At 40.1% G+C, this 13,133-nt stretch carries 15 protein-coding genes; 13 read left to right on the top strand and 2 right to left on the bottom strand.

Annotated elements, in window-relative coordinates; genetic code table 11:
- The first annotated feature begins 338 nt into the window (after positions 1-338).
- The 9 genes from glpK to ABGU93_RS00105 all read left to right on the top strand — a co-directional run bounded on the left by glpK (position 339) and on the right by ABGU93_RS00105 (position 9,848).
- The gene (gene glpK / locus ABGU93_RS00145; protein ID WP_347411482.1) at positions 339-1,829 is read left to right on the top strand and encodes a glycerol kinase GlpK; all 1,491 of its coding nucleotides are present in this window, start codon (positions 339-341) and stop codon (positions 1,827-1,829) included.
- A gap of 163 nt (positions 1,830-1,992) precedes the next feature.
- Positions 1,993-2,580, top strand: a complete 588-nt coding sequence (locus ABGU93_RS00140; RefSeq protein ID WP_347411481.1) for a glycerol-3-phosphate responsive antiterminator — start codon at positions 1,993-1,995, stop codon at positions 2,578-2,580.
- A 111-nt stretch (positions 2,581-2,691) separates the two neighbouring features.
- Positions 2,692-4,164, top strand: a complete 1,473-nt coding sequence (locus ABGU93_RS00135; RefSeq protein WP_347411480.1) for an NAD(P)/FAD-dependent oxidoreductase — start codon at positions 2,692-2,694, stop codon at positions 4,162-4,164.
- The gene (locus ABGU93_RS00130) at positions 4,164-5,432 is read left to right on the top strand and encodes an FAD-dependent oxidoreductase (protein ID WP_347411522.1); all 1,269 of its coding nucleotides are present in this window, start codon (positions 4,164-4,166) and stop codon (positions 5,430-5,432) included. The genes ABGU93_RS00135 and ABGU93_RS00130 overlap by 1 nt, the downstream gene beginning before the upstream one ends.
- Positions 5,432-5,794 carry a DUF1667 domain-containing protein gene (locus ABGU93_RS00125; RefSeq protein ID WP_347411479.1) on the top strand — a complete coding sequence of 121 codons (363 nt, stop codon included), beginning with the start codon at positions 5,432-5,434 and terminating at the stop codon, positions 5,792-5,794. Before ABGU93_RS00130 ends, ABGU93_RS00125 begins: the two co-directional genes overlap by 1 nt.
- A 198-nt stretch (positions 5,795-5,992) precedes the next feature.
- Positions 5,993-6,757, top strand: coding sequence for a GDSL-type esterase/lipase family protein (locus tag ABGU93_RS00120; protein WP_347411478.1), 765 nt, complete (start codon positions 5,993-5,995; stop codon positions 6,755-6,757).
- 102 nt (positions 6,758-6,859) lie between these two features.
- Positions 6,860-7,240, top strand: coding sequence for a DUF4358 domain-containing protein (locus ABGU93_RS00115; RefSeq protein WP_347411477.1), 381 nt, complete (start codon positions 6,860-6,862; stop codon positions 7,238-7,240).
- 9 nt (positions 7,241-7,249) lie between these two features.
- Positions 7,250-8,650 carry an MBOAT family O-acyltransferase gene (locus tag ABGU93_RS00110; protein WP_347411476.1) on the top strand — a complete coding sequence of 467 codons (1,401 nt, stop codon included), beginning with the start codon at positions 7,250-7,252 and terminating at the stop codon, positions 8,648-8,650.
- A 10-nt stretch (positions 8,651-8,660) separates the two neighbouring features.
- Positions 8,661-9,848 carry a DHHW family protein gene (locus ABGU93_RS00105; RefSeq protein ID WP_347411475.1) on the top strand — a complete coding sequence of 396 codons (1,188 nt, stop codon included), beginning with the start codon at positions 8,661-8,663 and terminating at the stop codon, positions 9,846-9,848.
- Between the two features lie 47 nt (positions 9,849-9,895).
- Here the strand turns inward: ABGU93_RS00105 and ABGU93_RS00100 are convergent, their stop codons facing one another.
- A complete protein-coding gene (locus ABGU93_RS00100) occupies positions 9,896-10,540 on the bottom strand; it encodes a 5-methyltetrahydrofolate--homocysteine methyltransferase (protein ID WP_347411474.1) in 645 nt (214 codons plus the stop codon).
- Positions 10,541-10,751: 211 nt separating this feature from the next.
- Between ABGU93_RS00100 and ABGU93_RS00095 the strand changes: the two genes are divergently transcribed.
- From ABGU93_RS00095 to ABGU93_RS00080, 4 genes are all read left to right on the top strand, one after another.
- A complete protein-coding gene (locus ABGU93_RS00095; RefSeq protein WP_347411473.1) occupies positions 10,752-11,003 on the top strand; it encodes a hypothetical protein in 252 nt (83 codons plus the stop codon).
- A gap of 105 nt (positions 11,004-11,108) precedes the next feature.
- Positions 11,109-11,357, top strand: coding sequence for a hypothetical protein (locus ABGU93_RS00090; RefSeq protein ID WP_347411472.1), 249 nt, complete (start codon positions 11,109-11,111; stop codon positions 11,355-11,357).
- Between the two features lie 77 nt (positions 11,358-11,434).
- Positions 11,435-11,815: a hypothetical protein gene (locus ABGU93_RS00085; protein WP_347411471.1), complete on the top strand. Its 381-nt coding sequence runs from the start codon at positions 11,435-11,437 to the stop codon at positions 11,813-11,815.
- Positions 11,816-11,949: 134 nt separating this feature from the next.
- Positions 11,950-12,177 (top strand): hypothetical protein, encoded by a 228-nt coding sequence (locus ABGU93_RS00080; protein ID WP_347411470.1) that lies wholly within the window; start codon positions 11,950-11,952, stop codon positions 12,175-12,177.
- A 259-nt stretch (positions 12,178-12,436) separates the two neighbouring features.
- Here the strand turns inward: ABGU93_RS00080 and ABGU93_RS00075 are convergent, their stop codons facing one another.
- Entirely contained in the window at positions 12,437-13,018 is a 582-nt protein-coding gene (locus tag ABGU93_RS00075; RefSeq protein ID WP_347411469.1) for a TetR/AcrR family transcriptional regulator, read from the bottom strand.
- Positions 13,019-13,133: the final 115 nt, after the last annotated feature.

The raw sequence follows: 13,133 nt of genomic DNA, 5'->3' as shown, positions 1-13,133 counted from the left end.
CTCAAAGGTTATTAAGTTTCATTTGAAATGATCCGTTTTAATCGCCATTTTATTTGTTATTTTTTTAACGTTATTTTTTTGCCGGTAATCCTTTACATTATTTCCGAATTGTGTTATCATATGCTCGTAAATAGTTTTGCAATTGTTTACGAAAAGATTTAATAATTTCATATATTGGCAGGAGTTATGGAGGGCCGTACTTTCGTTTTTACATTAAGAGAATATGTAAATTTGTTAGTATGTGCTTTTTTTGTTTGTTTTTATTCCTTTCCTTATGGTTTCATTATGTTTTTCAAACATAATTAAATAAATAATAAAATAAATAGGGGGTTATACTTATGAAAAAGTATATCTTATCACTGGATGCAGGAACTACGAGTTCAAGAGCGATTTTATTTAACCATGACAGCGAAATCGTTAGTGTTGCACAAAAAGAATTTACTCAAATCTATCCAAAAGCCGGTTGGGTTGAACATGACGCCATGGAAATTTGGGCTACCCAAAGTGGTGTTGTAACTGAAGCTATGTCAAAAATTGGCGCTACCGCTGAAGATATTGCTGCTATCGGTATCACAAACCAACGTGAAACAACTGTCGTTTGGGACAGAAAAACTGGCGAACCTATTTATAATGCCATTGTTTGGCAATGCCGTCGTACTGCATCTTTCTGTGATGAATTAAAAGCCCGTGGACTTGAAGACTATGTCCGTGAAAACACCGGCCTTGTAATCGATGCATACTTCTCTGGAACAAAAATCAACTGGATTTTAAATAACGTTCCTGGTGCTCGTGAAAGAGCTGAAAAAGGCGAACTGGCTTTCGGAACCATCGATACCTGGTTAATCTGGAAATTAACCGATGGTAAGGTTCATGTAACTGATTATTCTAATGCTTCCCGTACTATGGCATTTAATATTAAAACCCTTAAATGGGATGAAAAAATGTTAAAAGAACTGGATATCCCAGCTTCTATGTTACCAGAAGTTAGACCATCCTCAGCTGTTTACGGAACTACTTCGCTTTATGGCGCAGAAATTCCAATCGCTGGAGCTGCTGGTGACCAACAGGCTGCCCTCTTCGGACAAGCTTGCTTCGAACCTGGTATGGCTAAAAATACATATGGAACCGGTTGCTTCATGCTGATGAACACTGGCGACAAACCAGTTAAATCTAACAGTGGCTTGGTTACTACCATTGCCTGGGGCTTAGATGGCGAAGTTGACTACGCATTAGAAGGTTCAATCTTCGTTGCCGGTGCAGCAATCCAATGGTTAAGAGATGAAGTTCGACTGGTTGACTCTTCACCAGACAGCGAATTCTATTGTAATAAAGTTGCTGATACCAATGGTGTTTACATGGTTCCTGCTTTCGTAGGACTGGGCGCTCCACATTGGGATATGTATGCTCGTGGCGCAATCCTGGGATTAACCCGTGGTGCCAACAAGTCACATTTAATCCGAGCAACTGTTGAATCTTTAGCTTATCAAACAAAAGACGTTCTGGATGCAATGGAAAAAGATTCCAATATTAAATTGGCAGCATTAAAAGTAGATGGCGGCGCTTGCGCGAACGATTTCTTAATGCAATTCCAGGCTGATATTTTAGGCGTTCCTGTTGATCGTCCTTCTATCGTTGAAACAACCGCTATGGGCGCTGCTTACCTTGCTGGTTTGGCTGTTAAATTCTGGGATGGCAAAGCTGATGTAACTGCTGCCTGGAAACTTGACCGTACATTTGCTCCTGCCATGGATGCCGATGTTCGAGCTAAATTATACGCTGGCTGGTTAAAAGCTGTAGAATGCTCTAAAGGCTGGGAAGACGTAGAATAATCCGGTTTATCATAAAATTCATTAATCATTCTATTGTTGGGGTGTTTAAAACACCCCGGCAATTTAGATTTTACTCTTTCCTATTTTTGTGATTGTGTTATAATGAATTTACAAATACGATCCTACAGGGAGGAGCTATATGTCGACGAGAAAATGTCTTCTCATGTTTCAGGACAACCCCATTATTGTCGCTGTTCGTAATCCAAAGGATATTTACGATGCTATTCACTCAAAATCGCAAATCATCTTTTTGCTGACTGGCAACGTCTATAATCTAAAAAAAATGGTAGAGCTTTGTACCAAAGCCGACAAACATGTGTTTACCCATTTGGATCTCATAAAAGGTTATTCGCAGGATAATTATTTTATTAAATATTTAAAGGATGAGATCAAACCAACGGGCATTATTACCACCAAAAACAATATTATCACTCGGGCCAAACAGGAAGGTCTTATGACGGTACAGCGTCTATTTCTATTGGATTCATCTGCCATGGATATTTCAATCAATTCGGCCAAAAAAATTAAGCCCGATGCCATCGAAATTCTGCCTGGTCTGGTTCCAAAGCTGATTACAGCCGTTAAAAAAGAGGTCGATATTCCAATTGTTACCGGGGGATTCATAGAGACAGAGGAAGAAGTTCGTTCTTGTCTTGCTGCTGGTGCATTATCTGCCAGCACATCTCACAAGCCGTTGTGGGAAAAAATAGAGCTTATTCGCAATGAACAAAGATTGTTACGCAAAGAATAAGTTAAAATAAAATACAAGGCAACGGAGAGCCATACTGTTTTCTTAAATGAATCCTTATTTAAGAAAATTGTATGGCTTTTAATTTTTTATAGTTCTTAGGAGGAATAAATTATGTATGATATCGCCATTATTGGAGCTGGAATTGCCGGTTCCTACATTGCTCGGGAATTAACCCGATACAAACTGGACATTGTTTTATTAGACGGAGAAAATGATGTCGGAAATCAGATTACAATGGCCAATTCTGCCATTGTTCACGCTGGTTTTGATGCCCCTGCATCTAAGTTGAAAGGAAAATTCAACGCCCCTGGAAACATCATGTATGAAAAAGTATGTGAAGATCTGGACGTCCCTTTTAGTCGTTGCGGTTCTTTAGTTGTTGCTCATAATGAATATGAAATGGCAACTATTCAGGGACTTTATCAGAATGGTTTGAAAAATGGAGTACCAGGTCTCCAGATTTTATTCAAAGACGAAGTTCATGCCATGGAACCCAATCTGAATGAAGATATCTGCGGTGCTCTATATGCCCCAACTGCAGGAGTTGTATCACCCTTTGAACTGTGTATTCACGCTGCTGAAAACGCTGTCGACAATGGTGTTACCTTAAAAATGAATCACATGGTCAGTGATATCAAAAATCATCATGGTTACTTTGAAATTTTCACCAATGCCGGAAACGTAGAAGCTAAATATGTTATCAATGCCGCTGGATTATTTGCTGACAATATCTACGCGATGGTTGGCGAACCATACTTCAAACTGCTTGCCAGAAAAGGTCATTACTTTATCTTCGATAAAGAAGCCGGATCACTGGTCAATAATGTTATTTTCCCATGTCCTTCAAAAAAAGGAAAAGGAATTTTGGTTGCACCGACTGTTCACGGTAACCTCTTGATCGGTCCGGATGCCGAGCCAGTCTCTTATAAAGGCGATATTGCAACAACTGGCGAACGTCTCGACTATATCAAAGAAAACGCCCTTAAGAATTGTCCTGATCTGCCATTTAATAAGATCATCCGCTCCTATGCCGGGCTACGAAATACTCCGGTAAGAGATACCTTTACTACAACAGACGGTGACTTCATCATCGAAGAATCACCAGTACGAGGCTTTATCAATGTGGCTGGCTATGAATCTCCAGGTTTGACCTCGATTCCTGCAGTCGCTCACTACGTAGTCGAAGAGTTAGTTAAACCAATGATTCCAAATATTGAAGAAAACCATGACTATAACCCTAAAGTTCGCAAACATCTTCGTTTTGATGAAATGTCTGAAGAGGAAAAAGTCGAAATTATCAAAGAAGATCCTAAATACGGTAAGGTCATCTGCCGCTGTGAAACCATCACTGAAGGTGAAATTATTGATGTTATTCACCGCAGTGCCGGTGCCAGAAGTGTCAAAGCTGTAAAAAAACGAACTCGAGCCGGTATGGGCCGTTGTCAAGGCGGTTTCTGTTCACCCCGAGTAGTCGAAATTCTTGCCCGGGAACTCAATGTTCCATTAGATGATATTATGTATGATCAACAGGATTCTGCCTATATCCTTTCCGGTCACACAAAATCTGTTAAGGAGGAAGCATAATCATGATTTATGATGTTGTAATTTTAGGTGGCGGACCAGCTGGTCTGGCTGCTGCTGTTGAAGCAAAGAATGGTGGAGCCGAAAATGTTCTGATCCTCGAACGAGACCGGGAATTAGGCGGTATTCTTAACCAATGTATCCATAACGGATTTGGTCTGCATACCTTTAATGAAGAGTTAACCGGACCCGAATATGCCGAACGATATATTCAAAAAGTAATAGATTTAAATATTCCTTACATGCTGGATACCATGGTTCTGGATATGCATGATAACGGCGATCTTAAATCGATTCATGTTATCAACGAAGAAAACGGGTACATGATTATTGAAGCCAAGGCAGTTGTTTTAACCATGGGATGTCGGGAGCGAACCTCTGGAGCTATCGGAATCCCCGGTTATCGCCCATCTGGTGTCTTCACTGCCGGTACAGCTCAGCGTTTTATTAACATGGAGGGCTTTATGCCCGGAAAAGAAGTGGTTATCCTCGGTTCCGGTGATATCGGACTGATCATGGCCCGCCGTATGACCCTGGAAGGTGCTCATGTTCAGGCTGTCTGTGAACTGATGCCCTATTCCAATGGTTTAGTACGAAACATTGTTCAGTGTCTGGATGATTATGATATTCCTTTGAAATTAAGCCATACCATTACCTTTATCCATGGTAAGGATCGCTTAGAAGGGGTTACGGTTGCCAAGGTTGATGAAAAACTGAAAGTAATACCTGGTACTGAAGAATTTATTCCCTGTGATACTCTGCTACTTTCAGTCGGACTGATCCCCGAGAATGAAATTACCCGTAATGCTGGAGTTGTCATGGATAACCGAACTAATGGTGCCATTGTCGGTGAACTGCGTCAGACCTCCATGCCTGGTGTTTTTGCCTGCGGTAACGTCGTTCACGTTCATGACCTGGTGGATTTTGTTAGTGAAGAAGCCGTTCTTGCCGGTAAGGGTGCGGCCAAATACATCAAGGGCGATCTGGATACTGAGATCACCTTCACCACCACCAACGGCGATGGGATTGGCTATGTTGTTCCGCAACAGGTTGCCATGAAAAACGTGGAAGAAAAAGTCACCTTCTATATGCGAGTCCGTCAGGTCTTTCAAGATAAGGTGGTTAATGCCTATATCGGCGACCAGTTAATCGCCACTAAAAAAGAAAAGAAATTACTGCCCGCAGAAATGGTTAATTTTAAAATTAGCAAAGATGTTCTAGCTCAATATCCCGCCGGAGAAATCCGATTTGTCGTAGAGGAGGCAAAATAATGAAAAAAGATATGACTTGTATTGTTTGCCCCATCGGGTGCCAAATGACCATTGAAGAAAAAGCTGACGGTACCTACGAAGTTACAGGCAACACCTGTAAACGTGGCCCAAAATACGCCGTCAATGAAATGACCAACCCCACCCGGGTTATTCCCACCACGGTGGTGATTAAAAACGCCATGCTGCCCCGTCTGCCGGTTAAGACGGCAGAACCGATCCCTAAAGGTCAGATTTTTGATGCCATGGCTGTGATTAACCAGGTTGTTGTAGAAGCTCCCATCAAAACCGGTGACGTTGTTATCAAAGATCTTTTAGGTCTTGGGATTGATGTGGTTGCCACCAGAACGATGGATAAATGCTAATACCATTGATCTAAGTCATTTAAAAAAGAGTCTGAAAATAATCTCACCGATTATTTTCAGCTCTTTTTTATTTTTTCATTTCTGCAAATTGAAGTCGTAACGACAAAATATTAATTTGTTACAAAACAGACATTGAATTACAACCATCTTTCATGATATGTTTAACAATGCAAATTCTACAATTAAAGGTGCTACCCGATGTTTGAAAAAATAAAACCGCGTTTAAATAAAAACCTGATCCTTGTCATTCTTATTCCCTGTGTCATTATTATGATTACCTTAATTATTCACTATCAATCGGTTGCCAGAGAAAAAGCTAAACTGGACGAAGGTGTTCAGATCCTAAATGCCTTGGAAACCCGTGATCTTTATATTATGGAAGAAAAAATTGATTATATGAAACGTCAAGCCGTTGATTCCGGCGATTATTCCGCTTTATTCGGTAATGCCGTTGTTTTTGGCGATTCTATTGCCGAAGGGCTCGGTTTGTACGGTTTTTTAAGCCCGACCTCGCTGGTGGCGGTGATGGGCAAATCCACCGAAAACAGTCTCGAAGATGTACCAAATCTAGTCAATCTGGCACCCCGATATGTTTTTTTTGAGTTGGGGCTTAATGATATCAGTCATCCTTACAATACCCTGGAATCCTATCTCAATCATTATGAAAAAATCATTGATGCCGTGCGGCTGCAATTGCCCAATACGCAAATCTATATTTGCAGTATCTTCCCAGTTACCGATGAAGCTCTCAAAGAAAACCCGGAGTTCAGCCAGATTGAGACTTATAATGCTGCCCTTGTTGAAATGACCAAACGAAAAAACATCCATTATATCGATACCTATACTCTTTTAAAAAGCAATCCCCAGTACCATGCTGAAGATGGCATCCATGTGATCCGGGAATTTTACCCCCTCTGGATGGATACCCTTGTTAATAACAGTAGTCTGAAAAATTTATTATAGAATTGGAAACTCATGAAAAAACTTGCTTTACTGCTGTTTATTTTAATATTTACTCTGCCATGTTTTGGCTGTCAATCAACTGACCAAGCATCTTTATCCCAGGTGGAGACCGAACTACTGGCCGCTTCCCAAAATCTCAGCGGGATGGAGAAAGGCGATGGCAAAGCCTTGAAACGTTATTACGCACTCAATATCAACGACTATCAGGAAGCGCTGATTTACGTCCCGGCAAATTACATGGATGTTCCCGAACTTCTGGTGATAAAAGTCGTGGATCCCGCTCAACTGGATCTGGTTGAAGAAGCTGTAGATACCCGGAACGCCATGCAGCAGGAAAGCTTTGGGGGTTACGGACCGGAGCAGGTTGCACTGCTTGATAATTATGAGTTCAAAATTGTGGGAAACACTCTTTTTTATTGCGTATCACCTGATGCGTCCACACTAAAAGATACCTTTGTCAAAAGCATCAAAAATAATCAGTAAGGAGTGGCCATGGTTTTTAGTAGTATCTTGTTTATTTTTGCTTTTCTCCCCATCGCATTGGGTCTATATACCATTATCCCCAAACAGGGAAAAAATCTGATTCTGCTATTAGTCAGTCTATTTTTTTATGCCTGGGGCGAACCGGTTTATGTTTTCTTAATGCTTTTCACCATTGCCTTTGACTTTGGCATGGGGATTCTGATGGAAAAAATGCCTCATTTAGTTCGAAAACGGATTTTTATTTTTACCGTGATTGTGAATCTGGGGTTTTTATTCTTTTTTAAATACTGGGGCTTTCTGCTCGATACCGTTAACCAGATCTTCAATCTGGGTATCCCCTATACCCCACTGCCCTTACCGATTGGGATTTCCTTTTACACTTTCCAGATCCTATCTTATATCATCGATATCTATCTGGGGAAGGTTCCGGTCCAAAAGAATATTATTTCCTTTGGTTTGTATGTAACCATGTTTCCCCAGTTGATCGCCGGGCCCATTGTTCGCTACAAGGATATTGATGACCAACTTTCAACCCGGGTGATGAATCATGAAAAATTTGGTATCGGAGTCGAACGTTTTATCCAGGGGCTCGGCAAAAAAGTCCTGCTGGCCAACAACATTGGTTATGTCTGGACTCTGATTTCGGCTATGAACGTGGGCGAAATGTCGGTTCTCACTGCCTGGATCGGGATTATCGCCTTTACCTTCCAAATTTATTTCGACTTCAGCGGCTATTCGGATATGGCCATTGGTCTGGGGAAAATGTTCGGTTTTGAATTTCTGGAAAACTTCAACTATCCCTATATTTCCCGAAGCGTGTCCGAATTCTGGCGACGCTGGCATATTTCTCTGGGAACCTGGTTCCGAGAATACCTCTATATCCCGTTAGGCGGAAACCGCGTCCCCATGCCCCGATTATTTTTAAACCTCGGTGTCGTCTGGTTATTAACCGGCCTCTGGCATGGAGCCAGCTGGAATTTTGTCATTTGGGGTGGTTATTATGGGTTGATCCTTTTTACCGAAAAATTATTCTTGAAGGCTTTACTGGAAAAATTGCCAACATTCATTCAGCACAGTTACACCCTGATTCTGGTCATGATCGGCTGGGTTTTCTTTGCCAGTCCTGATCTCGGTTTTGCCCTGTCTTACCTCCGGGTGATGTTTTTTACTACCGGGGCATCTCTGGTCGATTCAACCGGACTATATTACTCATACACGAGTCTCATCCTGTTGGTTATTTGCGGGATCTGCTGTACCCCAATTGTCCATCAGCGTTATAACAAACTGATTCACCAGGAAAAAAACTGGGTTGTTCCTTTTGGACTGGGACTCAATAGCGTGATCATGTTTTTATCCGTCGCTTATTTAGTAACAGAAACATATAATCCCTTTTTATATTTTAGATTTTAGGTGAAGCCTTATGCGAAAACAAGATATCCACCATGAACACGATCAATACACCCATTCGCTGTTTTACAAAAAATACATTAATCTATTGGGCCTGCTTTTTATCGGGATCATCATCTTTTTTCCACTGGCCTCACTGCTCCTACCGGACACCAAACTGTCTGAGAACGAAAACCGGATTTTAACCCAATTGCCTCGTTTTTCGGTAGATGGCATCATTGATGGCCGCTATATGAAAAAAATGCAAAAATATACTGCCGATCAGTTAGTCGGCCGAAATTTCTGGATTTATACCAAAACCAGCACGGATCGGCTGATGGGCAAAAATAGCTCTAATGGCGTTTACTTGGGTAAAAACTCTACCCTTATCGAAAATTTCGATCCCTTGCCTGCTGATGCTACCGAACCGACAAAAACCGCATTAAATACATTTGCTGAAAAGCATTCCGATTTGAATCACTATTTTATGCTGGTTCCCAATGCCGTCAGTATCACTGACGAAAAACTGCCGGCATATGCCCCGGTTTTGAACCAAAACGACTATATCAATGATTTTACCGGCGGATTAAATGAAAAATTAACGGTCCTTGACCCCAGACCGATTCTGGAACAGAATCAGGCCCAACTGCTGTATTATAAGACCGACCATCACTGGACGACTCTGGGCGCCTGGCTTTCTTTTCAGGGCGTTGCCGATGCCATGGGGATCAAACCAGATCCCGATGCCTATACTGTTTATCCTGTCACCGACTCGTTTTCTGGCGCCCTGGTTTCTAAAAGCGGCTACCTGACCTTTACTACCGATACGATTGATGTTTATATTCCTAAAAGCGAAGAGTCCTATTCGGTGGTCAATTATGTGGAAGAGCAAAAAAAATCCCCCTCCCTTTATAGCAGTGAACAATTAAAAGGAAAGGATAAGTATGCAGTTTTTCTGGAAGGCAACCATCCGATTATTAAAATTAAAAATCCAGTGGTGATTGGAAAAAATCTGCTGATCATCAAAGATTCCTATGCCAATGCCTTTATTCCTTTTCTAGCACCCTTTTACAACGAGATCACGGTCATTGATCCCCGTTACTACTATGACAGCATTGATGCTCTCATCACCGATGCACAGATCACTGACGTCTTATATCTCTTTAATGCCAACACCTTTTTCAGGGATACAACCCTGGAACCGGTGCTAAATGATGAATAAGTGATTCCGTCTAATAAAAAGGTTTCCGCCAGTCGACGGAAACCTTTTTATTGATCTATATTTCGATATTCACAGGTAAGATTTGAACACAATATACAGTCATGATCTTTTTCTGCCAGTTCAATGCTTTGGTCAGCTCCATAGACATAGCCCAGAGTCTTGACCGGATAATACATGAATCCTTCCGAGATTCCCACCGACAAAAGCTCTTCACCATTGACATATTCCAGTATTTTTTTCTGTACTTGTATGGGAATAATATTGTCGTCAGGTGAATAACGAAGGGTCAGCGCATAACCCTGTTCTTCATATACATCCCTTTTTACCGTGTCGTAATAGTCATTTGATGCGTTAAACAGCAGGATATCGGCCATGGCATCAATCATCAGGCCATTTAGAAAGTCTTTCTCGGCAAAATACGCCGTGGATTGCTCACTGATTTTAGGCCCCAGGGTCACCAGACAATAGACAATGTGACTAACCTCACAAAGTCCCTTATGAATTTTTTCCTTTTCATCATTTGTTTTTAGAATATGCGTTGCCTGGATGTTTAATAAGTCAGGCAATGATTCAAACAAATTCTGATAGTTCTTTTTGAATTTATGATAATTTGGCCGCTCCTTCGAAATATGCATCCGCTCAAACAATTCTTCTCGATCAATACGATGGGGGATTCGGGTAATTTTATTCACTGATTTCACCTGCATTCAAAATTTTTGACATTTTCTATTCATTAACTGAATTTTACCATACGCTAATTATGATGAAAAGTCAAATCACAACACTCTTAAACACAATTAATACAGTTTAATCGAAATATTTCAAAATACTATGTCAAGTTTCGGCAGAACGGGCTATAATATATATAGACAAATTAACTACAAATCTTAGGAGGATACGAAAATGGGCTTAAGATACTCAAGCAAAGTAATTGACGGAAAACTAAATATTAGAAATGATTATATCCAAACCGAGGGCGGTGATTTCCAGAAGCTGACAAAAAACTGGATAATAAAAGCATATGAAAAAGCTAGAGAATTGAACGACGCCGAATCCATGGAAAAATTGGAAAATCTGAAGATTGATATATGGATTCCCGGAGAAAATAATGAGTTGGGAAAAAATGTGACTTGGTGCTTAAAAGACGAATTATAAGTAATCAGCAGCCTAAAACCGCAAATTATTTTTTATACTCCATGGTTTAGCCTTCGTTTAATTGGGTATTTTATAAAGATATAAATACTTTAAGGAGGTTTTTTTATGAGACAAATTATGGGAATTCAAGTTGGAAATCGCGAAAGCGAAGCATTAAAGGTGCAGGAATTACTAACCAAAAATGGTTGCATTATTAAAACACGTCTAGGTTTGCATGAATCTTCGGAAGAATTGTGCAGCATAACCGGACTGATTATTTTGGAATTCTTACCCGACAAAGAGGACGAAATCACTGGATTGGAAAAAGAATTAGCCACTCTTAGTACTATCGTCGTTAAAAAAATGGTTTTCTAAAATCAAAATAAAAAGAAAGTTACTCAATTATGCTTCAATCAATTGAGTAGCTTTCTTTTATAATCAAGGAGCTGAAAATGATCGACTTTAAAGATTCCCGATTTATTATTACCGACAAAAAAAATACTTCCATGATTCATAAAAGTATTCAGAGTATGCTGATTGATAACGAACGAGTTATTGAATTTTACGTAGCTGATCGATTCCCGGTCCCTTCCGAGGTATTATTTACTTCTAAACGAATTATTATATGTACCTTTGAAGAACGGGATTTCCCCATTTTTACATTTTTGCCCTACACGAAATTCATTGCTTTCTCAGTAAAAAATTCAAAAGATGATACCATGGAAAACGAACTGGAGTTATACAATTACTATGTTGATAAAATAGCCTTCGAGTTCCCCGGTAAATATGATCTAAGCCTAATTATAAAATTAATCGGCAATGCGATTAGCTAACGCAACTGGCTTATCACCCTTTGCTGCTCAGAATGTTTTATCTTAAGGTCTTTTCACCAGACCTTTTCTGCGACTATTTTATAGGCTCATGCAAAACACCTAACCCATTATTCTTGAAGCGAAAGGAGAAGGCGATGCTAACTGAATTAAGCATAACAATAAGAAGAACCGGAGATCATCTTGAAATCCTTCAGGATGGTTTGATGGTGGCAAAAAGAGAAGCTATTAAAGATATTTTAAATAATGGCGAAGTTGAAGAATTCTACGACAATTGGGTTTATCCCCAGGATCCAGATGCGCCGGAAAAAATCGGAAAGATCGTCCTTGGATTAATGGATGGCGATTTTGGGAAGGTCGAATAAAAACTTTGCTACTTAGTTCTTTATTATCTTCGAAAATCAACGATTTTCCCTACAAACTGGTAAAATTTTCAAGCCCTGTATATTATTATACGGGGCTTAAAAGATAAATCAAAAATATCATTAGTTGTTCCACACAAGACTGGTGATTCTAAAACCTTTTCCGATCAACTTGACAAGAACAAATAAAATTATGCATCGCCTCTCATTTCTTAAAGCGATACACAATTTTATTTAGTGGTACGTAATTCTCAAACGATATTTATTTTTTTATGAATTGCAGAAAATACGCACTGCAGCGACTGAACTTTTCTTCCAATTCATAGCTACCATTTCGTCTTGACCAATCGAGAGCAAATCCCCGAATATAAATGATATACATATCAGTTATTTCGTTGGCACTGATTTCAGTGATAAATTGCCCCTTCGCCTGCCCTTTTTCAACTATTTTCAGGGGAATACTGAAAAACATCCGCTCCCACTCCTTCGTGATGCCTTCGGATGTGTTAGGCAATGGGATCCCGCTAATCAGACCGGCAATGACAGGACCGGTGCTGGTGATTTGCTGCATTACGAGCCGTCCAAAGGTGATCAGATTTTCATACTCAGCGTCATTCGTCAGCTGATCAGCAGCCTGTTCTTCCAGATAAATATCGATTTCTCCCAGAATTTCATGGATCAGCGCATTCTTATCGGCGAAATAGTGATAAAAGGTGCCCGTCGAAATGTTCGCCGTGTCACAGATCATTCTGACTGTTAAGGAATCAAATTCATATTCTTCCATCAATTTAAGGACTGCATCCATAATTGCTTTTCTCTTTAAAAGCTGCTTTTCTTTAACCAATTGCTTTCCTCCTGACTGCAACAAGAGATTGTCACATATCGTTAAAATTTTAGCAGATAAAAGCACCGGAGTCAAACATCATTCTAAAATACTGTTCTATTTTTTGAATAAAGAA

It is taken from the genome of Acetobacterium sp. (assembly GCF_039830195.1).
GTDB lineage: Bacteria > Bacillota > Clostridia > Eubacteriales > Eubacteriaceae > Acetobacterium.
The sequence above is the reverse complement of the archived record's forward strand: the minus strand, read 5'-3'. Positions and strand labels throughout refer to the sequence as shown.